This window comes from Geobacillus sp. CCR (assembly GCF_052906625.1).
In genome coordinates, this window is sequence record NZ_JBREBQ010000013.1 from 25484 (window position 1) to 51746 (window position 26263).

Annotated in this window: 19 protein-coding genes and 1 other annotated feature; of the genes, 17 read left to right on the forward strand and 2 right to left on the reverse strand. The window is 54.2% G+C overall.

Annotated elements, in window-relative coordinates; all coding sequences use genetic code 11:
* Positions 1 to 41 precede the first annotated feature (41 nt).
* The 6 genes from ACVBDQ_RS08515 to yihA all read left to right on the forward strand — a co-directional run bounded on the left by ACVBDQ_RS08515 (position 42) and on the right by yihA (position 8943).
* Positions 42 to 1022, forward strand: coding sequence for a tetratricopeptide repeat protein (locus ACVBDQ_RS08515; RefSeq protein ID WP_014196456.1), 981 nt, complete (start codon positions 42 to 44; stop codon positions 1020 to 1022).
* 164 nt (positions 1023 to 1186) lie between these two features.
* Complete coding sequence (gene tig, locus ACVBDQ_RS08520) at positions 1187 to 2473, forward strand: trigger factor (protein WP_014196455.1); 1287 nt, start codon at positions 1187 to 1189, stop codon at positions 2471 to 2473.
* A gap of 230 nt (positions 2474 to 2703) precedes the next feature.
* Entirely contained in the window at positions 2704 to 3969 is a 1266-nt protein-coding gene (gene clpX, locus ACVBDQ_RS08525) for an ATP-dependent protease ATP-binding subunit ClpX (protein ID WP_011232128.1), read from the forward strand.
* A gap of 143 nt (positions 3970 to 4112) precedes the next feature.
* Positions 4113 to 5786, forward strand: a complete 1674-nt coding sequence (gene lonB, locus ACVBDQ_RS08530) for an ATP-dependent protease LonB (RefSeq protein WP_011232127.1) — start codon at positions 4113 to 4115, stop codon at positions 5784 to 5786.
* Between the two features lie 230 nt (positions 5787 to 6016).
* Positions 6017 to 8359 (forward strand): endopeptidase La, encoded by a 2343-nt coding sequence (gene lon, locus ACVBDQ_RS08535; RefSeq protein WP_033007381.1) that lies wholly within the window; start codon positions 6017 to 6019, stop codon positions 8357 to 8359.
* Positions 8356 to 8943, forward strand: a complete 588-nt coding sequence (gene yihA / locus ACVBDQ_RS08540; protein ID WP_011232125.1) for a ribosome biogenesis GTP-binding protein YihA/YsxC — start codon at positions 8356 to 8358, stop codon at positions 8941 to 8943. The genes lon and yihA overlap by 4 nt, the downstream gene beginning before the upstream one ends.
* A gap of 41 nt (positions 8944 to 8984) precedes the next feature.
* On the opposite strand, the gene ACVBDQ_RS08545 is transcribed toward yihA, so the two are convergent.
* Positions 8985 to 9470 carry a LiaI-LiaF-like domain-containing protein gene (locus ACVBDQ_RS08545; protein ID WP_011232124.1) on the reverse strand — a complete coding sequence of 162 codons (486 nt, stop codon included), beginning with the start codon at positions 9468 to 9470 and terminating at the stop codon, positions 8985 to 8987.
* A gap of 166 nt (positions 9471 to 9636) precedes the next feature.
* Between ACVBDQ_RS08545 and hemA the strand changes: the two genes are divergently transcribed.
* The 8 genes from hemA (at position 9637) to ysxE (ending at position 18069) form a co-directional block, all read left to right on the forward strand.
* Positions 9637 to 11001, forward strand: a complete 1365-nt coding sequence (gene hemA, locus ACVBDQ_RS08550) for a glutamyl-tRNA reductase (RefSeq protein ID WP_011232123.1) — start codon at positions 9637 to 9639, stop codon at positions 10999 to 11001.
* A 10-nt stretch (positions 11002 to 11011) separates the two neighbouring features.
* Positions 11012 to 11830, forward strand: a complete 819-nt coding sequence (gene ccsA, locus ACVBDQ_RS08555; protein ID WP_014196451.1) for a cytochrome c biogenesis protein — start codon at positions 11012 to 11014, stop codon at positions 11828 to 11830.
* A 15-nt stretch (positions 11831 to 11845) separates the two neighbouring features.
* Positions 11846 to 12775 (forward strand): hydroxymethylbilane synthase, encoded by a 930-nt coding sequence (gene hemC / locus ACVBDQ_RS08560; protein ID WP_014196450.1) that lies wholly within the window; start codon positions 11846 to 11848, stop codon positions 12773 to 12775.
* Positions 12775 to 13545 (forward strand): uroporphyrinogen-III synthase, encoded by a 771-nt coding sequence (locus ACVBDQ_RS08565; protein WP_011232120.1) that lies wholly within the window; start codon positions 12775 to 12777, stop codon positions 13543 to 13545. The genes hemC and ACVBDQ_RS08565 overlap by 1 nt, the downstream gene beginning before the upstream one ends.
* Complete coding sequence (gene hemB / locus ACVBDQ_RS08570; protein ID WP_020278140.1) at positions 13546 to 14520, forward strand: porphobilinogen synthase; 975 nt, start codon at positions 13546 to 13548, stop codon at positions 14518 to 14520.
* A gap of 16 nt (positions 14521 to 14536) precedes the next feature.
* Complete coding sequence (gene hemL, locus ACVBDQ_RS08575) at positions 14537 to 15826, forward strand: glutamate-1-semialdehyde 2,1-aminomutase (protein WP_011232118.1); 1290 nt, start codon at positions 14537 to 14539, stop codon at positions 15824 to 15826.
* A 118-nt stretch (positions 15827 to 15944) separates the two neighbouring features.
* Positions 15945 to 16994, forward strand: coding sequence for a stage VI sporulation protein D (spoVID, locus tag ACVBDQ_RS08580; RefSeq protein WP_081132361.1), 1050 nt, complete (start codon positions 15945 to 15947; stop codon positions 16992 to 16994).
* Positions 16995 to 17037: 43 nt separating this feature from the next.
* Positions 17038 to 18069, forward strand: a complete 1032-nt coding sequence (ysxE, locus tag ACVBDQ_RS08585; protein WP_318548935.1) for a spore coat protein YsxE — start codon at positions 17038 to 17040, stop codon at positions 18067 to 18069.
* 38 nt (positions 18070 to 18107) lie between these two features.
* On the opposite strand, the gene ACVBDQ_RS08590 is transcribed toward ysxE, so the two are convergent.
* Positions 18108 to 18296 (reverse strand): hypothetical protein, encoded by a 189-nt coding sequence (locus ACVBDQ_RS08590; RefSeq protein ID WP_011232115.1) that lies wholly within the window; start codon positions 18294 to 18296, stop codon positions 18108 to 18110.
* Between the two features lie 139 nt (positions 18297 to 18435).
* Positions 18436 to 18671 (forward strand) — a binding site (T-box leader).
* A 100-nt stretch (positions 18672 to 18771) separates the two neighbouring features.
* Here ACVBDQ_RS08590 and ACVBDQ_RS08595 point away from each other — a divergent pair.
* From ACVBDQ_RS08595 to ACVBDQ_RS08605, 3 genes are all read left to right on the forward strand, one after another.
* The gene (locus tag ACVBDQ_RS08595) at positions 18772 to 21414 is read left to right on the forward strand and encodes a valine--tRNA ligase (RefSeq protein ID WP_318548936.1); all 2643 of its coding nucleotides are present in this window, start codon (positions 18772 to 18774) and stop codon (positions 21412 to 21414) included.
* Positions 21415 to 21630: 216 nt separating this feature from the next.
* Positions 21631 to 22926 carry a bifunctional folylpolyglutamate synthase/dihydrofolate synthase gene (locus ACVBDQ_RS08600; RefSeq protein WP_318548939.1) on the forward strand — a complete coding sequence of 432 codons (1296 nt, stop codon included), beginning with the start codon at positions 21631 to 21633 and terminating at the stop codon, positions 22924 to 22926.
* Between the two features lie 68 nt (positions 22927 to 22994).
* Positions 22995 to 26234, forward strand: a complete 3240-nt coding sequence (locus ACVBDQ_RS08605; protein ID WP_318548941.1) for a VWA domain-containing protein — start codon at positions 22995 to 22997, stop codon at positions 26232 to 26234.
* Positions 26235 to 26263 lie beyond the last annotated feature (29 nt).

The window sequence follows — 26263 nt, forward strand, 5'->3', positions numbered from 1 at the left end:
CTTGTTACACTTGTGGTAAACACATATAGGAGCGGGCGAAGATGGCCGGGAAAAAAGGAAAAATCATCATGTTTCCGCAAACGAAAGAACGGCTGATGGAAGAGGCGTTTGCTGCGCTCGAGGCGAAGCGGTATAAAGAAGCGCTCCGCTTTTTGCGCGCCGCCGAACAGCTTGGCGACCACAGCTTTCCGGTTCGGCTTGGGCTGGCTGTCTGTTGCTATGAGCTTGGGGAATATGATGAGGCGGAGCGGCGTCTTGCCGGTTTGCTTGACGAGCAACCGGGCAACGGTGAACTGTTGCAAATGTATATTGCCATATTGTTGCAAACGAATCGATACAGCAAGGCCGAAACCGTGATCCGCCACGCCTTGCGTCGTCCGTCGTTATCCGTTTCGCTGCGCGAACAGCTTCACCAGCTGCTCCGGTTTAGTGAAAAAATGAATGCCCGCACGCTTCCGCCCGCGGAGTGGAAGCGGGTGAGACGGCTGCTTGAGTCCGGGGACATTGCTGAGCAGCTGCAACTGATTAAACAACTGGAAAAAGAAGACATCGAGCCGGTGCTGCCGTTGCTCAAGCAATATTTACGCGCACCGGAAAAAAGCCCGATGGCGAAAACGATGCTCCTTCGCCTGTTGACAGGGAAGCGAGTCAACGAAACGGTGACGGTTGAGAAATTTGGCCGTTGCATGGAGGTCGTCCCGTCAGCGTTGGACGAACAGACGGAAACGGAATTTGCTTCATCGTTGCTGGGTCGGCTTGAACAGCAGCTCGCGGCGGAAAGCCCGAGTTTGTATGAAACGGCGGCGGACATTTGGCTTCGCTATGCATATGTGTTGTACCCGTTTCCGCCAGAGCCGGCGGATGCAGCGGCCTGGCTTGCTGCTCTCCATTGGATGGCGAGCCGGTTTTTAGGCTTGGATGCTGACGCGACCGCCTTGGCCGACCGCTACGGTGTGGAGGCGGCGGAGATGGCAACGCTTTGCCAAAAGCTATACGAAATAGAGGAACTTTCCTCCCTCTAATGGCTCGTTCTCTGTTGAAACATGGCTGTTGTATGTTATAATATAATGGCTGTGCTATGTATCTGTTTTCGCATACTTGTCTACATAATTGGGCATCATAAAAAGATCTGGACAAGCGGAGTGCGCTATGGTCCGAGCAATGATTTCAGGTGGAGGGAACAAGGATGTCAGTCAAATGGGAAAAGCTTGAAGGGAACGAAGGCGTATTGACCGTTGAGGTCGACGCCGAGAAAGTGAACAAAGGCTTGGACGCCGCGTTTAAAAAAGTGGTGAAAAACATCACGCTTCCGGGCTTCCGCAAGGGGAAAGTGCCGCGCGTTCTGTTTGAAAAACGCTTCGGCGTCGAAGCGCTCTATCAAGATGCGCTCGACATTTTGCTGCCAGAGGCGTATGCCAAAGCCGTCGAAGAGGCAGGCATCGAACCGGTGTCAATGCCGGAGATTGACATTGAGCAAATGGAAAAAGGCAAAAGCTTAATTTTCAAAGCGAAAGTGACCGTAAAGCCGGAAGTCAAGCTCGGTCAATACAAAGGGCTTGAAGTGGAAAAAATGGATACAACCGTGACGGACGAAGATGTCGAAAACGAATTGAAACGTTTGCAAGAAAATTACGCCGAACTTGTCGTGAAAGAAGACGGGACGGTGGAAAACGGCGATACGGTCGTCATCGATTTCCAAGGGTTTGTCGACGGCGAGCCGTTTGAAGGCGGCAAGGCGGAGAACTATTCGCTTGAAATCGGCTCTGGAACGTTCATTCCGGGATTTGAAGAACAGCTTGTCGGCATGAAAGCCGGCGAGGAAAAAGAAATCCAAGTCACATTCCCGGATGAATACCACGCGAAGCAATTGGCCGGCAAACCGGCGACGTTTAAAGTGCAAGTGCATGAAGTGAAAGCGAAACAGCTGCCGGCGCTTGACGATGAGTTTGCCAAAGACGTCGATGAAGAAGTCGAAACGCTTGACGAACTGAAGGCGAAAATTCGCGCCCGTTTGGAAGAGGCGAAAAAGAACGAGGCGGAGACTGCCTTGCGCAATGCGGTTGTCGAAAAAGCGGCAGCCAACGCCGAAATGGATATTCCGGAGGTTATGATCAAAAACGAAACCGACCGGATGCTTCGCGAATTTGACCAACGCCTGCAAATGCAAGGTCTGAACTTGCAGTTGTATTACCAATTCTCCGGCCAAGATGAAGCGTCGTTGCGCGAGCAAATGAAAGAAGATGCCGAAAAACGGGTGCGCGCGGCGTTGACGCTTGAAGCGATCGCGAAGGCCGAAAACATTGAAGTAACCGACGAGGAAGTAAACAAAGAGCTCGAAAAAATGGCGGAAGCCTACAAGCTGAGCGTGGACAAGCTGAAAGAGCTGCTCGGCAGCTTAGATGGCGTCAAAGAAGATTTGAAATGGCGGAAAACAGTCGATTTTCTTGTAGAGCACAGCAAGGTTGCGGCATAATATATCTTAAGGAAAGAACAAGGCGCGAGACGTTCGTGCCTTGTTCTTTATCCACAACAATGGCGCCTGAGCGGCAATTTTCAAACTTTTCTAAACAGATAACAGTTTTTTCATTCGCTTTTTCAGGAACATTTATGGTAAAATAGCGAATACATACGTTTTTACGACATAAGAGATGGCGGAAATGGATACATAAGCAGGCGCGATTTCGTTGGCAAGGGGTGAATGATATGTTTAAATTCAATGATGAAAAAGGGCAGTTGAAATGCTCGTTCTGCGGCAAAACACAGGATCAAGTGCGAAAGCTCGTTGCCGGTCCGGGGGTTTACATTTGCGACGAGTGCATTGAGCTATGCACGGAAATTGTTGAAGAGGAGCTCGGCAATGAAGAGGAATTTGAATTTAAAGACGTGCCGAAACCGTTGGAAATTCGGGAAATTCTAGATGAGTACGTCATCGGTCAAGATGAGGCGAAAAAATCGCTCGCCGTTGCTGTTTACAATCATTATAAACGGATCAATTCCGGCAGCAAAATCGATGATGTCGAGCTGTCGAAAAGCAACATTTTAATGATCGGGCCGACCGGGAGCGGGAAAACGCTGCTGGCGCAAACATTGGCGCGCATTTTGAACGTGCCGTTTGCCATCGCCGATGCCACCTCGCTTACAGAGGCCGGCTATGTTGGCGAAGACGTCGAAAACATTTTGTTAAAGCTCATCCAAGCGGCGGATTATGACGTCGAACGGGCGGAAAAAGGCATTATTTACATCGATGAAATTGACAAAATCGCCCGCAAATCGGAAAACCCTTCCATCACTCGCGACGTATCCGGCGAAGGGGTGCAACAGGCGCTGTTGAAAATTTTAGAAGGCACCATTGCCAGCGTTCCGCCGCAGGGCGGCCGCAAACATCCGCATCAAGAATTCATTCAAATCGATACGACGAACATTTTGTTCATTTGCGGCGGGGCGTTTGACGGCATTGAGCCGATCATCAAGCGCCGCCTTGGCAAAAAAGTGATCGGGTTTGGCGCGGAAATGAACCAGACGGATGTCGACGAGAAAAACTTGTTGTCGAAAGTGCTGCCGGAAGACTTGCTCAAATTCGGACTGATTCCGGAGTTCATCGGCCGTCTGCCGGTCATTACGACGCTCGAGCCGCTCGACGAACAGGCGTTGATCGACATTTTGACGAAACCGAAAAATGCCATTGTCAAGCAATACCAAAAAATGCTTGAGCTTGACGGCGTTGAGCTCGAGTTTGAAGAAGCGGCGCTCCGTGAAATCGCGAAAAAAGCGATTGAGCGGAAAACGGGCGCGCGCGGCCTTCGCTCGATCATCGAAGGCATTATGCTCGATGTGATGTTTGAGCTGCCGTCGCGCGAAGATGTGCAAAAGTGCATCATCACGCTCGACACGGTGCGCGGCACAAAGCCGCCGACGCTGATCCGTCATGATGGCACCGTCATCGAGCTGGAACGGAAAACATCTGCCTGAGGGGAAAACCGCCTTTTTTCGGCGGTTTCTTTTTTTGCCGCCCATGCCCTGGGCGCCGGTCGGCGCTTTTTTTGTTTATTCCCGCCAGTTCGCGGAGATACTATCATACTACATACCATCTAAAGGCAGGAGGATATCGGGGCATGGATTGGACGAACATCGTACTGGTCATCCAGCTGTTTTTCGGGGTCATCATCGGCCTTTATTTTTGGAATTTGCTAAGAGGGCAACGTGTGCAAAAAGTTTCGATTGATAAAGAGTCGCGCAAAGAGATGGAACAGCTCCGCAAGCTGCGTTCGATTTCGCTCACCGAGCCGCTGGCGGAAAAAGTGCGGCCGAAAAGTTTTGACGACATCGTCGGTCAGGAAGACGGCATCAAGGCGTTAAAAGCCGCTTTATGCGGCCCCAACCCGCAACATGTCATCATTTACGGGCCGCCCGGCGTCGGCAAGACGGCAGCTGCTCGGCTCGTGCTTGAGGAAGCGAAAAAAAATCCGCTCTCCCCGTTTAAGAAAAATGCGGTGTTCGTGGAGCTTGACGCGACGACGGCGCGCTTTGACGAGCGCGGCATCGCCGACCCCCTCATCGGCTCGGTGCACGACCCGATTTACCAGGGGGCCGGGGCGATGGGGCAAGCCGGCATTCCCCAGCCGAAGCAAGGGGCGGTGACGAACGCCCACGGGGGCGTTTTATTCATCGACGAAATCGGCGAGCTTCATCCGATCCAAATGAACAAGTTGTTGAAAGTGCTTGAGGACCGGAAAGTATTTTTTGAAAGCGCCTATTACAGCAAAGAAAATCCGCAAATCCCAAGCCATATTCACGATATTTTCCAAAATGGACTGCCGGCTGATTTCCGTCTTGTCGGGGCGACGACGCGCACGCCGAACGAAATTCCTCCGGCCATTCGCTCTCGCTGCCTGGAAGTATTTTTCCGTGAGTTGGACCAAGATGAAATCGCCCTCATCGCGAAAAAGGCGGCGGAAAAAATCCGCTTGAACGTGTCAGAAAGCGGCATTCGCCTCCTTGCCGCCTATGCGCGCAACGGGCGGGAGGCGGTCAACATGATGCAAATTGCCGCTGGCCTGGCCATCACGGAAAACCGAGAAAACATTTTGGACAAAGATATTGAATGGGTCATTCAATCGAGCCAAATGACTCCGCGCTATGAGAAGAAAATCGCTTCCGCTCCGGCGGTCGGCGTCGTCAACGGTCTGGCTGTGTATGGACCAAACACCGGTGCGTTGCTCGAAATTGAGGTGACCGCTTTGCCGGCGAAAGGAAAAGGATTGATCAATGTCACCGGCATTGTCGAGGAGGAAAGCATCGGCAGTGCAGAAAAATCGGTGCGGCGCAAAAGCATGGCGCGCGGCTCGGCGGAAAACGTCATTACGGTGTTGCGGGCGATGGGCGTGCCAGCGGACCGCTACGACATTCATGTCAACTTTCCGGGCGGGGTGCCGGTTGACGGCCCTTCAGCCGGGGTGGCGATTGCCGTCGGCATTTATTCCGCCATTTACCAGCTGCCAGTCGATCATACGGTCGCGATGACCGGAGAAATCAGCATCCGTGGCTGCGTGAAACCGGTCGGCGGCGTGTTCGCCAAAATCAAAGCGGCCAAACAAGCCGGGGCGAAAAAAGTCATCATCCCGATTGAGAATATGCAATCGTTGCTAGGCGAAGTCAGCGGCATTCAAATCATCGCCGTCCGCCGCCTCGAGGAAGTGCTCGTCCATGTGTTCGGCGAAGAGGCGCTCCGCCGCGGCCCCGCGCTGCTGCCAGCGGCTATGGACCGCTCGGAGAAAAAGCTCGTCTAGCCAAAGGAAACGGCGGCAAGGCGAACGATTGGCAACGAAAGCGGGCGATCCGCTCGCAACCGAGTCGGGCGGTTCGCCCGGCCTCTCTTTTATGTACGGCTTCGGCGCAAGCGGATCGTCGCTGAAGTCGGTTTTTCTTTGCCTGCAGACGGAGCGCCGCGCGCTTTTTCGTTCGTCAAATTTTACAAACCCGGCTACCGTACTATACAATAAACGAATAGAAGCGAGAGATGGAGGTGTTCGGCGTGAACGGAAAGAAAAAGGAGACGGTCGTTCCGCTTTTGCCGCTGCGTGGGCTGCTCGTGTTTCCGACGATGGTGCTCCATTTGGATGTCGGGCGCGAGAAATCGGTCAAAGCGCTCGAACAAGCCATGGTTGAGGATCATATGATTTTGCTGACGTCGCAAAAAGACGTTGCCATCGACGAACCGGACATGGATGACTTATATAAAATGGGAACGATCGCGCGCGTCAAGCAACTTCTAAAACTCCCGAACGGCACGTTCCGCGTGCTTGTCGAAGGCGTCGCTCGGGCGCTCATTACGGAAGTGATCAGCGAGGAGCCGTACTTTCTCGTCAAAGTCGAAAAGTTTGCTGATCGGGCGGCGAAAGATTTAGAAGATGAGGCGCTCAAGCGGACGATGCTTGAATATTTCGAGCAGTACATAAACTTGTCCAAGCGGCTGTCGGTCGACATTTACGCCTCGATCGTCGACATCGATGAGCCGGGGCGAATGGCGGACATCATCGCCTCGCACTTGCCGCTTAAGCTTGAGGAAAAACAGCGCATTTTAGAAACGATCGACGTGAAAGAGCGCCTCAATAAAATCATCCAAATTTTGCACAACGAAAAAGAAGTGCTCCAGCTTGAGAAAAAGATCAGCGCCCGCGTCAAGCAGTCGATGGAGCGGACGCAAAAAGAGTATTATTTGCGCGAGCAAATGAAGGCGATTCAAAAAGAGCTTGGCGAAAAAGAAGGAAAAACGGGCGAAGTCGAGGAGCTGAAAGAAAAAATCGAGGCGGCCGGCATGCCGGAGCATGTGAAACAAACGGCATTGAAGGAGCTTGACCGCTATGAAAAAATTCCGGCGACCTCAGCGGAAAGCGCAGTCATTCGCAACTACCTCGATTGGCTCATCGCCTTGCCGTGGTCGAAAGAAACAGAAGACATCCACGACATTAAGCGGGCGGAAGCGATTTTAAACGAGGAGCATTACGGGCTCGATAAAGTGAAAGAACGGGTGCTTGAATTTTTATCTGTCAAGCAGCTGACGAAATCGTTAAAAGGTCCGATTCTTTGCCTCGCCGGACCGCCGGGGGTCGGCAAAACGTCGCTCGCCCGCTCGATCGCCAAAGCGCTCGGCCGCCGCTTCGTCCGCGTTTCGCTCGGCGGCGTCCGCGACGAATCGGAAATTCGCGGCCATCGCCGCACGTATGTCGGCGCCATGCCGGGACGCATTATCCAGGGGATGAAAAAAGCAGGCACGATCAACCCCGTCTTCTTGCTTGATGAAATCGACAAAATGTCGAGCGATTTCCGTGGCGATCCATCGGCGGCCATGCTGGAGGTGCTTGACCCGGAGCAAAATCATACGTTCAGCGACCATTACATTGAAGAGCCGTACGATCTATCGAAAGTCATGTTTATCGCCACGGCCAACCATTTGGCGGCGATTCCGCAGCCGCTCTTGGACCGGATGGAAGTGATCCACATACCAGGCTACACAGAAGTGGAGAAGCTGCATATCGCCAAGCGGCATTTGCTGCCGAAACAAATCACCGAGCACGGGCTGAAAAAGGCGGCGTTGCAAATTCGCGATGACGCGATGCTCGATATCATCCGCCATTATACGCGCGAAGCCGGGGTGCGGGAGCTTGAGCGGCAGCTCGCCGCTATCTGCCGAAAAGCGGCCCGCCTCATCGTTTCCGGCGAGAAAAAGCGGGTTGTGATCACAGAAAACAATCTTGAGGAATTTTTAGGGAAGCGAAAATACCGCTACGGCCGAGCGGAGGCTGAAGACCAAGTCGGCGTGGCGACCGGGCTGGCGTATACGGCGTTTGGCGGCGATACGCTCGCCATCGAAGTGTCGCTCGCGAAAGGAAACGGCAAACTCGTTTTGACCGGCAAGCTCGGCGATGTCATGAAAGAATCAGCGCAAGCGGCGTTCAGCTACGTGCGGTCGCGCGCCGAGGAGCTCGGCATCGACCCGAAATTTCACGAAACGTACGACATCCATATTCACGTTCCGGAAGGAGCGGTGCCGAAAGATGGGCCATCGGCCGGCATTACGATTGCGACCGCACTCATTTCCGCTTTGACGGGCAAGCCGGTGAGCCGCTTTGTCGGCATGACCGGGGAAATTACGCTGCGCGGCCGCGTTCTTGCGATCGGGGGGCTGAAAGAGAAAACGTTAAGCGCCCATCGTGCCGGATTGAAAACCGTCATTTTGCCGAAAGACAATGAAAAAGATTTGGCTGACATTCCGGAAACGGTGAAGCGCGACTTGCGCTTTGTGCTCGTCTCTCATCTCGATGAGGTGCTGCCGCACGCGCTGGTGGGGTGGAAGCGATGAACGTGAAGAAAGCAGAGCTTGTGACCAGTGCCGTCAAGCCGGAACAATATCCGGACGGTGGACGGCCGGAGGTGGCGCTCGCCGGCCGTTCGAACGTCGGCAAATCATCATTCATCAACAAAATGATCAACCGGAAAAACTTGGCGCGCACCTCCTCAAAGCCAGGTAAAACGCAAACGTTGAATTTTTATTTGATTAACGACTCGTTTTACTTTGTGGACGTGCCAGGTTATGGTTTCGCCCGCGTGTCGAAGCAGGAGCGGCAAAAATGGGGGAACATGATGGAGACGTACTTTACGACGCGCGAGGCGCTTAAGGCGGCGGTCCTGCTCGTTGATTTGCGCCATCCGCCGACGAAAGACGATGTGATGATGTACGAGTTTTTGAAACATTACGAGATCCCGGTGATCGTCATCGCGACGAAAGCGGATAAAGTGCCGCGCGGCAAGCATCAAAAACACGCGAAAATCGCGCGCGAGACGCTGCGGATGGCTGACGGCGACCCGCTCATTTTGTTTTCCGCCGAGACCGGACAAGGGAAAGACGAAGCATGGGCGGCGCTTTTGCCGTTTGTGGCCTCATGACGAAAACACCAGCGATTCCGCTGGTGTTTTCACTTCCAAGGCTATTTTCGCCTAGTCCATAATATATAGACGCCGATGGCGATGAGTCCGAGCGGCCAAAACTTCCAGACAGAGGAAAGTCCGGCTTGGACGAGGTGAAAGAACGGCTGGCCGCGCCCGGAAAACGTCAGCACGACAGCGAGAAGCAAGAAAAGCACGCCAAAGCCGGCCCCGCCTTTTTGTTTGCGGCTGCTGGCGAAAAAAGCGAGCGCGATGAGGAAAAAAAACATGTTCACGCCGCGGGGCCAGGCCGAAAATGCACTCGCAAGGAGCAACTCAACGCCAAATCCGAGTAAAAGAAAGCCGGGGAAAAGGTAAGCATATTCACGCGCTGAATGCGCCTGGCCAAGCAAAGCCGCGCCGCAAATGGCAAGCAAGGCCGGCCACCCTTGGAAGAAATGGAAAAGGGGGGATTCCAGCTGTCCGGCGAGAAAATACAGCCCGAGGCCGATGAACAAGATGCCGGCGAATACCGTTCGGGTTTTCATGATCGTCGCGTCCTCCGTTTCCCTTTTGGACATGTTTATGATAGAATGATCACTGTCTACAGTTTAGCATAGCTTTGGAGGCATGTTCACAATTTTTTCAAACCGGAACGATGGACGGTTGTGATATAATGATGGAAGGGATTCGGTCAATAAGGGGGATGGCATCGTGCAAATCGTAGTCGTTGGCGTCGACTATAAAACCGCCCCTGTAGAAATCCGCGAAAAGCTCGCGTTTGCGGAAGCGGAACTCGGTGCGGCGATGAAACAACTCGCCAAGCAAAAAAGCGTGCTCGAAAATGTGATCGTCTCGACGTGCAACCGGACGGAAGTTTATGCAGTGGTTGATCAACTGCATACCGGACGTTACTATATGAAAGCATTTTTAGCCGAATGGTTTGGCGTCAAAGTGGAAGCGATTGCTCCGTATTTGCGTGTGCTTGAAGGAGAAGCGGCCATAAAGCATTTGTTCCGCGTGGCGGCCGGCCTTGATTCGATGGTGCTTGGGGAAACGCAAATTTTAGGGCAAGTGAAAGACAGCTATTTGCTCGCTCAAGAGGTCGGGACGAGCGGCACGATTTTCAATCATCTGTTCAAGCAGGCGGTGACCTTTGCGAAGCGCGCCCACTCGGAAACGGGCATCGGCGCGCACGCTGTATCGGTCAGCTATGCGGCGGTTGAGCTGGCGAAGAAAATTTTCGGCCGCCTTGCCGGCAAGCACGTCTTGATTATCGGGGCCGGCAAAATGGGGACGCTGGCGGCGCAAAACTTGTACGGCAGCGGCGTCGGGAAGGTGACGGTTGTCAATCGGACGCTTGAAAAAGCGAAACAGCTTGCTAAGCAGTTTGCCGGCGAAGCGAAGCCGCTCGGCGAATTGTCATGCGCTTTGCTGGAAGCGGATATCGTCATCAGCTCGACGGGAGCCAAAGGCTATATTTTGACGAAGGAAATGGTGGCGCCGCTTGAGAAAATGCGCAAAGGCCGCCCGCTCTTTATGGTTGACATCGCGGTGCCGCGCGATTTGGATCCGGCGTTGGCTGATTTGGAAACGGTGTTTTTGTACGACATTGACGATTTGCAAGATGTGGTGGCGGCCAACTTGGCGGAACGGCAAAAGGCAGCGGCTCGCATTGAAACGATGATCGAAGCGGAACTTATGGCGTTCAGCCAATGGCTGCAGACGCTCGGCGTCGTGCCAGTCATTGCCGCATTGCGCGAAAAGGCGCTGGCCATTCAAGCAGAAACGATGAAAAGTTTGGAGCGGAAACTGCCGCATTTGTCGGAGCGCGACTGGAAAGTGTTGAATAAGCATACGAAAAGCATTATTAACCAGCTGCTCCGCGATCCGATTTTGCAGGCGAAGGAACTCGCCGCCGGCCCGAATGCCGAGGAGGCGCTTTTGCTGTTTATGAAAATTTTCAATATCGAAGATGCGGTGAAAGCCGAGCGGCATATAGAGCAGGCGAAATCCGTGCAATGCGATGAACAAGACGCGGAAGCGGTCCGTGCCGCCCGCCCATCATGGCAGCTGTAAGGTGGGATGGATGGTGGCGCTGTTGTATGAGTTGTCCATTTTGCTTTACATCGCTTCGATCCTATTCTATTTCATCGATTTTTTGCAACAAAACCGGAAGGCGAACGACATCGCCTTCTGGTTGCTTTCTATTGTGTGGCTTTTGCAGACAGTGACGTTTGTTTCTCGCATCATGGAGACGAAGCGCTTTCCGATTTTAACGATGTCGGAAGGGCTTTATTTTTACGCTTGGCTGCTCATTACGCTGTCGCTCGTCATCAATCGGCTGCTGCGCGTCGATTTCATCGTCTTTTTTACGAACGTGCTTGCTTTTTTTATTTTGGCCATTCATACGTTTGCACCGTCTTCGCAGTCGCCGGCTGTTGCGGAGCGGCTCGTCTCGGAGCTGCTGGCCATCCACATCACCCTTTCGCTCGGAGCGTATGCGGCGTTTACGCTGTCGTTTCTGTTTTCGGTGCTTTACATGTTGCAGTACAGTTTGCTGAAAAAGAAAAAGTGGGGGGCGCGCCTTTGGCGCATGGCGGATTTGTCGCGGCTTGATTTTTTGTCGTATGTTTTAAATGCGCTCGGCTTGCCTATGTTGTTATTAGGGCTCATTCTTGGCGTGATTTGGGCGTACATTCAAATCGACCATTTCCATTGGTATGATGCGAAAGTGCTCGGGTCGTTTGTCGTTCTTCTCGTCTATGGCGTCTATTTTTACAAGCGAGCCGTCCGGCAGATGCAAGGGAAGGCGATCGCGCTATGGAATATCGGTTCGTTTTTATTTTTGCTTGTCAACTTTTTCTTGTTTGGCAGTTTGTCAAAATTTCATTTTTGGTATTCGTAATCGAGGTGAAACGAGATGCGGAACATTGTCGTTGGCTCGCGGCGCAGCAAGCTTGCCTTGACCCAGACGAAGTGGGTGATCAACGAATTGAAACAGCTTGGGGCGCCGTTTACGTTTGAAGTGAAAGAAATCGTCACGAAAGGAGATCGGGTGCTTGATGTTACGCTCTCGAAAGTCGGGGGCAAAGGGTTGTTTGTGAAAGAGATTGAGCATGAATTGCTCGCCGGCGGCATCGATATGGCGGTCCATAGCATGAAAGATATGCCGGCTGTGCTGCCCGAAGGTTTAGTGATCGGTGCGGTTCCGCGCCGCGAAGATGCACGCGATGTGCTTGTCAGCAAAGGAAACCGGATGCTCTCCGACTTGCCGCCTGGGTCGGTCATTGGCACGAGCAGCTTGCGCCGTTCAGCGCAGCTGCTTGCCTATCGCCCGGATTTGACGATCAAATGGATTCGCGGCAATATTGACACAAGGTTGGCGAAGCTCGAAAGCGAAGAGTACGATGCGATCGTGCTGGCGGCGGCGGGTCTTGCGCGCATGGGTTGGGGCGATGACGTCATCAGCGACTATCTTCCTTTTGATGTCTGTGTTCCGGCGGTCGGCCAAGGGGCGCTGGCGGTCGAATGCCGGGAGGATGATGACGAATTGCGCCAATGGCTCAGCCGGTTAAACGACGAGCAAACCGAGCGGGCTGTTCGGGCGGAGCGCGCCTTTTTGCAGCAAATGGAAGGAGGCTGTCAAGTGCCGATTGCCGGCTACGCGGAAGTGAAGGAGGGGACGGTGCGTCTTACCGCGCTTGTCGCCTCCCCGGATGGCAAAGAAATGTATAAAGAAATCGTCACTGGCGCCGATCCGGAAGCGGTCGGCCGACAGGCGGCTGCCATCTTGAGCGAACAAGGGGCAAAAGCGCTGATCGAGCGGGTGAAAAAGGAGCTGGGCGACTGATGGCCAATCGCGCCCTAGCCGGCAAGACGGTACTTGTCACTCGTGACAAAAGGCAGGCGGCATCGTTTTCCGCCAAGCTGCGCGCCGTTGGCGCCGTGCCGATCGAAATCCCGCTCATAGCCATCCGCCCGGCGGCTGCGCCGGAAGCCATCGCCGCGCTCGCCGGACGGCTCGGGGAATACCGCTGGCTCGTGTTGACGAGCGTGAACGCGGTCCGCTTCTTTTTTCCGCACGTTTCGTTGCCGCGGCCGCTGCCGAATGTCGCCGTCGTCGGGCGGAAGACGGCGGCCGCGCTCGTTGAGTACGGTGTTTCACCGGCGCTCGTACCGGATGATTTCACCGCTGAACGGCTTGCCGCCATGCTTGCACCGCGCGTAAAACAAGGCGACCGGGTGCTGTTTGTCAAAGGTGATTTGGCAAGCCCGACGCTGCCTGAGGCGTTAAGGAAGGCAGGCGCAGCGGTCGATGAGTTTACGGTTTATCAAACGGTGCCAGACCTAAGCGGTCGAGAACCATTGTTGGCGTTGCTGCGCGAACGGAAACTAGATGCGATTACGTTGATGAGCCCATCGGCGGTTCATAGCCTTGCCCGCCTTCTTGGCGAGGAAGCGTCCGCGCTTCTCTCCGGCGTCGCTGTCGCCTGCATCGGGCCGGTGACAAAAAAGGCGGCGGAGCGGGAAGGAATCACCGTACATATTTGTCCAGCTGATTACACGACGGATGGTATAATCAAAGCGATGGAACAATATTTTTCCATGGAGGGACGATGAATGGCACTGTCATTTGACCGCCATCGCCGTTTGCGGCAAACGGCTGCGATTCGGGCGATGGTGCGTGAGACGCATCTTCGCGTCGAGGATCTCATTTATCCGCTGTTTGTGGTCGAGGGAAGCGGCATTAAGCGGGAAGTGCCGTCGATGCCAGGGGTTTACCATTTATCGCTTGACCGTTTATCTGAGGAAGTGGACGACATCGCCAAGCTTGGCATTCCCGCCGTCATGGTGTTTGGCGTGCCAAATGAAAAAGATGAAGTCGGTTCGCAGGCGTATTGCGAAACAGGGATTGTTCAGCGGGCGATCCGCCAAATCAAAGCTGAACACAAAGGTCTAGTCGTCATTGCGGATACGTGTTTATGTGAATATACGAGCCACGGCCATTGCGGCGTCGTCGAAAACGAGCGCGTGCTGAACGACCCGTCGCTCGAGCTCCTCACCAAAACGGCGGTGAGCCAAGCGCAAGCCGGCGCCGACATCATCGCGCCGTCGAACATGATGGACGGCTTTGTCGCCGCCATTCGCCGTGGGCTTGATGAAGCAGGGTTTGAGTATGTTCCGATCATGTCGTATGCAATCAAATACGCTTCGGCGTTTTACGGCCCGTTCCGTGATGCCGCCGACAGCGCGCCGCAGTTTGGCGACCGGAAGACGTACCAAATGGATCCGGCCAACCGCCTTGAGGCGTTTCGCGAGGCGGAGTCGGATGTCAAAGAAGGCGCTGATTTCTTGATGGTGAAGCCAGCGCTTGCCTACATGGATATTATCCGCGACGTCAAAAACCGTTTTCCGCTTCCGCTTGTCGCCTATAACGTGAGCGGCGAGTATGCGATGGTCAAAGCGGCGGCGCAAAACGGCTGGATCGATGAGAAGTCGGTCGTCATGGAAATGTTGACAGGGATGAAACGGGCGGGCGCGGATTTGATCATTACGTATTTTGCCAAAGATGTCGCCCGCTGGCTGGCTGAATAGAGAGGAGGGCGGAAGCATGCGAAGCTACGAACGGTCAAAAACCGCTTACGAAGAAGCGGTGAAATTGATGCCGGGCGGGGTGAACAGCCCGGTGCGCGCCTTCAAGTCGGTCGGGATGACGCCGATTTTCATGGCGCGCGGCCAAGGAGCGAAAATTTACGATATTGACGGCAATGAGTACATTGATTACGTACTGTCATGGGGTCCGCTCATTTTAGGGCATGCCAACCCGCAGGTCGTGGAAGCGTTGAAGCGCGTGGCGGAACAAGGCACAAGCTTTGGCGCTCCGACATTGCTTGAAAATGAGCTCGCCAAGCTCGTGATTGAGCGGGTGCCGTCGGTGGAAATCGTGCGGATGGTCAATTCCGGTACGGAGGCGACGATGAGCGCCCTCCGCTTAGCGCGCGGCTACACGAAGCGCAACAAAATCATGAAATTCGAAGGCAGCTACCACGGCCACGGCGATTCGCTGCTCATTAAAGCCGGCTCCGGCGTGGCGACGCTCGGCCTGCCGGACAGCCCGGGCGTGCCGGAATCGGTCGCCCAGCATACCATCACGGTGCCGTACAACGATTTGGACAGCGTCCGCTATGCGTTTGAGCGGTTTGGCGAAGACATCGCCGCGGTGATCGTCGAACCGGTCGCCGGCAATATGGGCGTCGTTCCACCAGTGCCTGGCTTTTTGGAAGGGCTGCGCGAGGTGACGAAACAATACGGAGCCTTATTGATTTTCGACGAGGTCATGACCGGGTTCCGCGTCGATTACCACTGCGCCCAAGGGTATTATGGCATTGAGCCGGATTTGACGTGCCTTGGCAAAGTGATCGGCGGCGGCTTGCCGGTCGGGGCGTACGGGGGCAAAGCCGAGATCATGGAGCTTGTCGCGCCGAGCGGGCCGGTGTACCAAGCCGGCACGCTCTCCGGCAATCCGCTCGCCATGACGGCCGGGTACGAGACGCTCCGCCAGCTGACGCCGGAAACGTACGAAGAGCTTGGCCGCAAAGCGGCGCGCCTTGCGGATGGGCTTCATCAGGCAGCAGAGAAATACGACATCCCGCATACGATCAACCGCGCTGGGTCGATGATCGGCTTTTTCTTCACGAACGAGCCGGTGGTCAACTACGAGACAGCGAAAACGTCCGACTTGGAGCTGTTTGCCGCCTATTATCGGGAAATGGCGAATGAAGGCATTTTCCTGCCGCCGTCGCAATTTGAAGGGCTGTTTTTGTCGACGGCGCACAGTGATGATGATATTGAATATACGATTGCCGCTGCTGAGCGGGTGTTTGCCCGTCTGCGCGGATAAGGAAAGGGGCTGCCGACCGTCGGCAGCCCAATTTTTTATCATACCGCCTCGTTTCCGTTCATACAATGGATAATGTCATAGAAACCATTTGCCGAAGGGACGGAAGGAGGAGGCCCGGTTGGAGCAATCGTATTTGCGTTTTTCATTGGAAGAATCGGTCTGGTTTAAAAGAGGACAGGAAGTCGCCGAGTTTTTATCCATTTCTCTTGATCCGGTCATTTCCGTCGATGAGTACGACCAATATATTACGATCCGCGGCGCGCTTGAGTTGAGCGGCGAATTCCGCCAAGCGGGCGAAGGGCAGGCTGAAGCGGATGACGACGTGTTTGAGCTGGCTGGTTATCGGTTCATTCAGCACATTTCGGTGCGCGAAGACGGGATCAGCGAACTGTCGCACCGCTTTCCAATCGATATTACGATTCCAAAAAACCGCATTCGTTCCCTTGAGGATGTGTACGTGACGGTTGAATCGTTTGATTATGATTTGGATGAAAACGGAAGATTGCTGATCACTGCCGACATTTCGATCAGCGGCATCAGTGAAGCGCCGCTTGACGATGATTTGCCGGACGATGAGGAGGACGATGAGCCGCTGTTTGCCCCGTTTGAATCAATCGCCCGCAAGGAAGCGGCCGGTGAGGAAGCGTTTGCTTCCGTGGATGATCTCACCGATGAGGCGGATGAACAGCCGGCTTTTGCCGCCGACGAAACGACGGTTTCCGCCATGGAGCCGGCCGCCATGCGTCATGAAGAAACGGAGGCTGAGGAAGAAGAGGAGGCCAAAGAGCCGTTTTTGCCGCTTGAGACGGAAACGAAGGCGGTCAGCGCACAGACGGAGGAAGACATCGCTTCGCTGCTGCCGCCAACTGAGGCGAAGGTATCGATCGGGGCGGCGAAAAAGGCGGTTGAGGAAGAAGAAGAAACGAAAACAAAAAGCGAAAATGCGCTTTACTTGACGAAACTGTTTGCGAAAAGCGAGGAGGAAGAGTTTACGAAACTGAAAATTTGCATCGTCCAGCAAGGAGATTCATTGGACAAGATTGCCGAACGGTATGATGTGACCGTCTCACAGCTTTTGCGCGCCAATGATTTGGAAAGCCCAGATGACGTGCACGAGGGGCAGCTGCTGTATATTCCGGCCATGGCGGGAAGCCGTCCTTTCTCATGAAAGGGACGCTTTCCGTTTCTTTTGCGGATAAGGGGGCGTAACGATGACCTCACAGTCTGACCGATATGATGCTGTGCTCGCCCAGTACGGTCTTCGTCCAGTGCGCATGGAGCAGCGAGGCAAAGCCGTCAAGGTATACACGAACCGCGGCGTTTTCGCTTTAAAGCCGCTTGAAAGCGAGCAAGAAGCCGCCGCCGTTTGGCAGTCTCTTCAGCATGGCGGCCCCCGTTGTCTCCCGCTTTACCTGACGCGGCGGCGGTCGCTGTTTGCCACAGAAGGCGGCCGTCTTTATTATTTGCAAGCATGGCATGACGGCGAATCAAAGGTGGAGAAGGATGCGGTGGACGCCTTTTTTCGCGAGCTCGCCCGCCTCCATCGCGCCACCGTCCGTACGATCGAGGTGAGTGAGGAAGAGGCGGCGGCGTACCGAAAGCAAAAAAAGGACGAATGGCAACGGGCGCGGATGGTTTGGGAAGAACGGATTGAGCGGTACGAAGCGGCGTGGTACGTGTCTCCGTTTCAGCTCCAATGCTGCACCTATTTTCATGAGGTGATGCGCGCGTACTCGTTCGCTGAAGAACGGCTCGATGTGTGGGAAGAGACGCTCAAAGAGACGAAGCAATGGCGCATCGCCTGGGTGCACGGCAAAGCGCGCCTCTCCCACTATATCCCGCCGTATTGGATCAGTTGGGAGCGGGCGCATTGGAATTCGCCGCTCTTTGATGTGATCGCCGCGCTCCGTTTTCACGTACAGACAATGCCGCCGCTTGGGCGCGAGTGGCTTGAAGGGATGGGGGAGTACGAGAAGGAGCTGCCGCTGTCCGACGGGGAGCGGGCGTTTTTATACAGCCATTTGGCGGAGCCGCGTGGGTTTGTCCGCTGTTTGGAGCGGTATGAGGCCGCTTCGCGGAACGAGCGGAACGAACGGGAATATGTGGCCGCGTTGCAGCGTCGTTATTTGGCGTTCAAAAATATGGAGGCGCTCGTTATGCACCTTGTCCAACGCGACGCCGCGCGGCAGCAGGAAGAAGCGGTGGACAACGAACCGCCGGCGGATGAAAGCAGCAATGGTTAAATCGATTTTGAATCCAGCCCAAACAAAATGGCGTCCCACTAAATCCATTCCAGATGGAGCGCCACGGCAATGAAAACGAAGATGGCCAATAAAATGACATCAAACGTCGTTGGCAGAAAAATAGTGCGGATCGCTTGAAAAATGGTGAGCGGGATGATCACTTGGGCGCAGACGGCGCGCACTTGCCGAAGCCACGGCGGCCACGAATACGGGTTGAATCGCCGCATCGACATTCCCTCCTTCTCCGGTTTACTATACAATATGAAACGTGCGGTGGTTTGTCACCAAATGCACACGGATGGAATAAATAAATAAAAACTTGGCAAAGATGATGGACAATGGTAGTATAATAATCGAACAATGATGACAAAAGCGAAGACGGGGAAGAGTACAGCGGTCCGCGCCTGCAGAGAGGGAAATCAGAAGCTGCGAGATTTCCTAGGATGACGGCTGCTGGAAGGTCGCCCTTGAGCTGCTTCTTTGAAAGGCGCTGCTGCCGAGTAGAGGAAGCCGGCATCATGCCGTTATGCCAATGAAGCGCTTAAGCCTTTGGGCTTAAGAAAAAAGGTGGTACCGCGAAAGCAGCTCCTTTCGTCCTTTTGGGATGAAAGGGGCTTTTTTGCTTGCCGGCTGCGCGGCATTGCTCAATGGGAAGCCGCCGTCGGCCGCATTGTCCATCATGTTGAAGGAGGGAAATGAAACATGGCACAGCACGAAGTGTCGATGCCGCCCAAATACGACCACCGCGCGGTCGAAGCGGGGCGCTACGAATGGTGGCTGAAAGGAAAATTTTTTGAAGCGACCGGTGATCCGAACAAACGACCGTTTACGATCGTCATTCCACCGCCCAACGTCACCGGCAAACTGCATCTGGGGCACGCGTGGGATACGACGCTGCAAGACATCATTACGCGCATGAAGCGGATGCAAGGGTATGACGTTTTGTGGCTTCCGGGAATGGATCACGCCGGCATCGCCACCCAGGCGAAAGTGGAAGAGAAGCTGCGCCAGCAAGGGCTGTCGCGCTACGATTTAGGCCGGGAAAAATTTTTAGAAGAAACGTGGAAGTGGAAGGAAGAATACGCCGGCCATATTCGCAGCCAATGGGCGAAGTTGGGGCTTGGCCTCGATTACACGCGCGAGCGGTTCACACTCGATGAAGGGCTCTCAAAAGCGGTGCGCGAAGTGTTCGTCTCGCTCTACCGGAAAGGGCTTATTTACCGCGGCGAGTACATCATCAACTGGGACCCGGTGACGAAAACCGCTTTGTCGGACATTGAGGTTGTTTATAAAGAAGTGAAAGGCGCGCTCTACCATTTGCGCTATCCGCTCGCCGACGGCTCCGGCTGCATTGAAGTGGCGACGACCCGTCCGGAAACGATGCTCGGCGATACGGCGGTCGCTGTGCACCCCGATGACGAGCGGTACAAGCACTTGATCGGCAAAATGGTGAAACTGCCGATCGTTGGCCGCGAAATTCCGATCATTGCCGACGAATATGTCGATATGGAGTTCGGCTCCGGAGCGGTCAAAATTACGCCGGCGCACGACCCGAACGACTTTGAAATCGGCAATCGCCACAACTTGCCGCGCATTCTCGTCATGAACGAAGACGGCACGATGAACGAAAACGCCATGCAATACCAGGGGCTTGACCGGTTTGAATGCCGGAAGCAGATCGTCCGCGATTTGCAAGAGCAAGGCGTTTTGTTCAAAATCGAAGAGCACGTGCACTCCGTCGGTCATAGCGAGCGGAGCGGCGCGGTCGTTGAGCCGTATTTGTCGACGCAATGGTTTGTGAAAATGAAGCCGCTCGCCGAAGCCGCCATCAAGCTGCAGCAAACGGACGGCAAAGTGCAGTTCGTGCCGGAGCGGTTTGAGAAAACGTATTTGCATTGGCTTGAGAACATCCGCGACTGGTGCATTTCACGCCAGCTTTGGTGGGGGCACCGGATTCCGGCATGGTACCATAAAGAAACAGGCGAAATTTACGTCGACCATGAACCGCCAGCGGACATTGAAAATTGGGAACAAGACCCGGATGTGCTTGATACATGGTTCAGTTCGGCGCTTTGGCCGTTCTCGACAATGGGATGGCCGGATGTGGAATCGCCGGATTACAAGCGCTACTACCCGACCGATGTGCTTGTCACCGGCTATGACATCATTTTCTTCTGGGTGTCGCGCATGATTTTCCAAGGGCTTGAATTCACCGGAAAGCGTCCGTTCAAAGACGTGCTCATCCACGGCCTCGTCCGCGACGCCCAAGGGCGGAAAATGAGCAAATCGCTCGGCAACGGCGTCGATCCGATGGATGTGATCGACCAGTACGGCGCCGATGCGCTCCGCTATTTCTTGGCGACCGGCAGCTCGCCGGGGCAAGACTTGCGCTTCAGCACCGAAAAAGTCGAAGCGACGTGGAATTTTGCCAACAAAATTTGGAACGCCTCGCGCTTTGCCTTGATGAACATGGGCGGCATGACGTACGAGGAGCTTGATTTGAGCGGCGAAAAAACGGTCGCCGACCATTGGATTTTAACGCGTCTCAACGAAACGATCGATACGGTGACGAAGCTCGCTGAGAAATACGAATTCGGCGAAGCGGGGCGTACGCTGTACAACTTTATTTGGGACGACTTGTGCGACTGGTATATCGAAATGGCAAAGCTGCCGCTGTACGGTGATGACGAGGCGGCGAAAAAGACGACACGTTCGGTGTTGGCGTATGTGCTCGACAACACGATGCGCCTGCTTCACCCGTTCATGCCGTTCATTACCGAGGAAATTTGGCAAAACTTGCCGCATGAAGGCGAATCGATCACCGTCGCTCCGTGGCCGCAAGTGCGCCCTGAGCTGTCGAACGAAGAAGCCGCGGAAGAAATGCGGATGCTCGTCGACATCATCCGCGCCGTCCGCAACGTCCGCGCCGAAGTGAACACGCCGCCGAGCAAGCCGATTGCGCTCTATATTAAGGTGAAAGATGAACAAGTGCGGGCGGCGCTCATGAAAAACCGCGCCTATCTTGAGCGGTTCTGCAACCCGAGCGAGCTCTTGATCAATACAAACGTTCCCGCGCCGGACAAAGCGATGACGGCGGTCGTCACCGGCGCCGAGCTCATCATGCCGCTTGAAGGATTGATCAATATTGAGGAGGAAATTAAGCGGCTTGAAAAAGAGCTTGACAAATGGAACAAAGAAGTCGAGCGCGTCGAAAAGAAACTGGCGAACGAAGGATTTTTGGCGAAAGCGCCGGCTCATGTCGTCGAAGAAGAGCGGCGCAAGCGGCAAGATTACATGGAAAAACGCGAAGCCGTCAAGGCGCGCCTCGCCGAGCTCAAACGGTAGACAAACGATCTAGCTGTTGATTATGATGAAGACGAATCCGCTTTCCTGTGGATTCGTCTTTTTCGATGGATCATGATGGAAGGTTGGCGTATTCTGAGAAGAGGTTTGTTGTCAACATATACTCGCTTTCACCAGGCTTCTCGATGTGTGGCGCATCTGTCGCATGAAGCCGGCAGGGGGCGGCAAGACACCAATGGAAAAAGGAGGATGATGGACATGGTTCGAACGTATGAAGAAGCGGTCGCTTGGATTCACGGGCGGCTGCGGCTTGGCATAAAACCGGGATTGAAACGGATGGAATGGATGATGGAAAAACTTGGCCACCCGGAACGCCGCGTCCGCGCCGTCCATATCGGGGGAACGAACGGCAAAGGGTCAACGGTCGCCTATTTGCGCTCCATTTTGCAGGCGGCGGGCTATTCGGTCGGCACGTTCACCTCGCCGTATGTCGAGCAGTTTAACGAACGAATCAGCATAAACGGCCAACCGATTCGCGATGAAGAGATCGTAGAGCTCGTGCAAACGATCAAACCGCTTGCGGACGAATTGGAACAGACGGAACTTGGCGGACCGACCGAGTTTGAAGTGATCACGGCGATGATGTTGTATTATTTCGGCAAACAAAACATCCAAGACATCGTGCTCATTGAAGTCGGGCTCGGCGGCCGCTTGGACTCAACCAACATCATTTATCCGCTCCTTTCCGTCATTACGAACGTCAGCTACGATCATATGAACATCTTAGGCGATACGCTCGATCAGATCGCCGCGGAAAAAGCGGGGATCATTAAATCAGGGATTCCGCTTGTGACAGCGGTCAACGAGCCCGAGGCGTGGGATGTGATCGCCAAGACGGCGGCGGAGCGGAAAGCGAAAACATATCGTCTCGGCGTCGATTTCACCGTTTCCGACCGGCAGGCGACGGTGGAAGGGGAGCAGTTTTCGCTTGTCACGCCGTTTGCCGAATATCGCGATTTGCGCATTCAAATGCCCGGCGCCCATCAAGTCGAAAACGCGGCGGTGGCAGTGATGGCGGCCGAACTATTGCGCCTTGGCTATTCGTTTTTGATCGATCCGGAGCATATCGCTGATGGGCTGGCCACAGCCTCCTGGCCCGGCCGGTTTGAGCAGGTGAGCGGCAACCCGCTGATCATCCTTGACGGCGCCCATAACGAAGCCGGCATCCGCGCCCTTGTCGAGACGGTGCGCGCTCATTATCCCGGCAAACGCGTCCATGTTTTGTTCGCCGCGCTGGCGGACAAGCCGCTGGAGCGGATGATTCGGCAGCTTGATGAGCTTGCAGATACGATCACGTTTACCACGTTTGACTTTCCGCGCGCGGCAGCGGCGGAACAGTTGGCGGACCTTTCGTCCCATCCGCAGAAAGCGGTGACAGGTGATTGGATCGGCTGGATCGGTGAAAAGAAAAACCAAATGGGGAGCGATGAGTTGATGCTCATTACAGGATCGCTTTACTTTATATCTGAAGTGCGAAAACGTTTAAAAAAATAATGCCAAGCGATGAAAAGGATTGATATAATGGAAGAAAGATAGTTCTTTTGGCGCGGGAGGGGAGGCGCATGAAGCGGTGGTGCGGCTGGCTTTTATGGGGAATGTTGTTTTGGCTGATGGCAAGCCTATGGCCGATGAAAGCAGGTGTTGTGTATGCCGATCAAACAGAGGGGGCCATTACGTTCGTTTCGGATGAGAAGATTGAGGGATGGGCGACCGCACCAGGGAGCGGCAACGGGCAAGGGAACAGCATTCGCTACTTTATGATTCGCATTCAGCCGAAGGAACAAAGCGGTACGGCAGTCAGCTACCGAGCCGAAGCGGTGGAAACGCCGGCGGACCGAAACGGTGAGAAAAAGTATACGTTTTCGCTTGATATGCGCGAGAAGTGGCCGTCGGCTCCGGGAACGAGGGCGACTTACCAAATCACCGTCGATGCGTATCGCGTGTTAGGAAATGGAAAAGAGGATGTGTATTTTTCATTTCCACAGATGCCTTATCTATATACGAGGCAAATGGAGGCGAGCACGGCGAAATTGGATTTTTCCCTTGCGTTTTCACAGCCGGAATACGCTAAGCCGCCGAACGGCGATGCCCAAGGCCGGCTCGATGTGACGCTCATTCCACAAGGGGCCGTTTCGTCGCCCGTCCGTCCGCCGATCGATGTTGTGTTTGTCATGGACGTGTCGGGGTCGATGACGGCAATGAAGCTGCAAAGCGCCAAATCTGCTCTGCAAGCGGCGGTCAACTACTTTAAGTCCAATTACAACCAAAATGACCGCTTTGCTCTTATTCCGTTTTCCGATGGAGTGCGGGAAGCAAGTGTGGTTCCGTTTGGGAAGTACTCGAATGTTGCAAGTCAGCTTGATGCCATTCTCAATACCGGCAACAGCTTGACCGCCGGCGGCGGAACGAACTATTCGGCTGCTTTGTCTCTTGCTAAATCGTATTTCACGGATCCAACGAGGAAAAAGTATATCATTTTCTTAACGGATGGCATGCCGACGGTGTTGAATGCAGTCGATACGATTACGTATCGGGAGGTCAAGCAGAATTTTTGGGGTGGATATTCCTATACAGGGAATAGAGTAACCGATTCTCTTTCGGTCACATACGAATTGTACAGCGATGGACGGACTGCCGGTATCCGTTTTACCGACAACAAAGGATATTCTCGCCGATTTTACAGCGACGGCCAAGATTATGTTAATGGATGGCGGGTGTCTTGGGATAACGGCTATTCGTTCACTTACAGCAGCATTGAAGGAAAAATCCGAGCCGATGCCACAGCGGTGGCAAAAACGCTCGGGATGAACAATATCACCCTTTACTCAATCGGCTTCGGCGACAATGATGAAGTCGATATGGACTATTTACGGTCGCTTTCAGCGACTGCCGGCGGCGAGGCGCGGCAAGGAACGACGCAAAATTTGACCGCTTTGTTCCAACAGTTTTCCCAGCTTGCCACCACGCCAGCGATCACAGGAACGATCCGCATCCCGCTTTCGTCGTTTGGCGGTAATGTCGCCGTTGCGGAAAACGGCCAAGTATGGCTGGATGAAAACAAGCAAAACGCGTATATTTCGTTTTCCATCCCATACCAAGTTGGTCAAGGCACTCCGGCGCCGGTGACGATTCCGATTCCCGTGTCATTTAAAGCAAAAGGGACATATACGTTCACTGCTGAACTGACGTATCGCGATGTGTATGGCCAACCACAGCCGGCTGTGACGAAAACGGTGACCGTCACGGTCAAAGACGAAGCGCCGCCGTCGTTTACTGGAACGGTGAAGCTGCAAGGGCTGACCAATGATGTCACAAGCTTAATCAAACGGGGGGCAACCGATGGCGACGACAACCGCTTCCGGGCCACGTATTCGTTGTCGCTTGTCGGGTATGTCGGCAATGCGACCGGGACGATCAGCAATGTGAGCATTGTCCAAGAACTGCCCGATGGCATCTCCGTTGTTCCCGATGACAAAGTCACAACCTATGTGGAGAATGGCAAGCGTTATGCCAAATGGTCTTTCACCAATCAAACGTTCGACTACAGCCAGCTCAACAAACTGACGCTCTCGGCGCAATGGGTGATGCAGGCTGATTTTGCCATGAACAGTGTTCAATTGCCGCCAGCTTTGGTGACATTCACCGACAGCCGTTATGGTACCAAAACATCGACGCTCTCTCCGCCGGCGGAACGAATCGGTATGAAAGTTCGCCTGGATGATTTCCCAAACTTTTACTATGAGGGTGATCAGAATGGTCTTGTAAACAAGTGGCAATTCACTTCTGCTTCATCTACCATTGTTGGGACAACCAAACACCCGAATTCATATGGATTGTTGCCGTTGCCTGTCAAAGCGATGCAGTATGACCCAAATGATGACGGCGTGCTGCTTGTCACGTACAGCAACGGCCGGACGGTGCGCGTCGCCTTGAAACCGCAGCTGTCGATCATAACGGAAAGCGGTGTGGCGGAAAGCGGCGCTGTGATCACGGAAGCACCGACTGTCAAAATGGTGGGGCTTGTCGCTGGCGAAGGGGTGAAGTACGAGTACCAAGTCGTACGAAATGGCGTGGTTTCAGACTGGCAGCCGCTCGCTTCGCCGTATATGATTTCCATTTCCGATGACGGTGAGTATACTGTCGCGGTGCGTTCGGCTGGGGGGCTGACGCGCGGTGACGGAACGACGAAGGTAGCGTTCCGTTATAAGAAATTAATCCGCCACTTAGTGCTTGGCGATTACGACCCGACGATGAATGTCGGAGATACGCAGGAGATTTCAGTGACGATCGTTCCGAGCGATGCGACGAACAAAACGCTTGCGTGGACATCAAGCGACCCGAGTGTCGCATCCGTAGATCAAAACGGCATGGTGACAGCGCGAAAGCCTGGACCGGTGACGATCACCGTCCGCGCGACAGACGGAGGAAATGCGTCAGAGACGGCAACGATTCGTGTGATTGATCCGTACGTACCGCTTACAGGCATGGCGTTCCGCAATCCAATTCTATACATGAATGTCGGCGATCCACTCGTCGAAGTGGCGCCAGAACTCCGTTTCATTCCGGAAAATGCAACGGACAACAAGGCGCTTCGCTCTGTTGTAACGTCTGACGATCGGTTTGTCAAAGTGGTTCAAGAAAATGGGAAATGGTATTTGCAAGCGGTTGATGTCGGATATGCCACCATCACGGCGACAGCCGAGGTGAAAGCGCTGGATGGCCGGGATATTCAAGCTGAGGCGACCGTCATTGTCCGATCGCCTTCCACCAACCAAAATGGCGGGAACGGCGGCAAATGGTAGCCATGAATAAAGCGCGGCCTCCCTTTCGG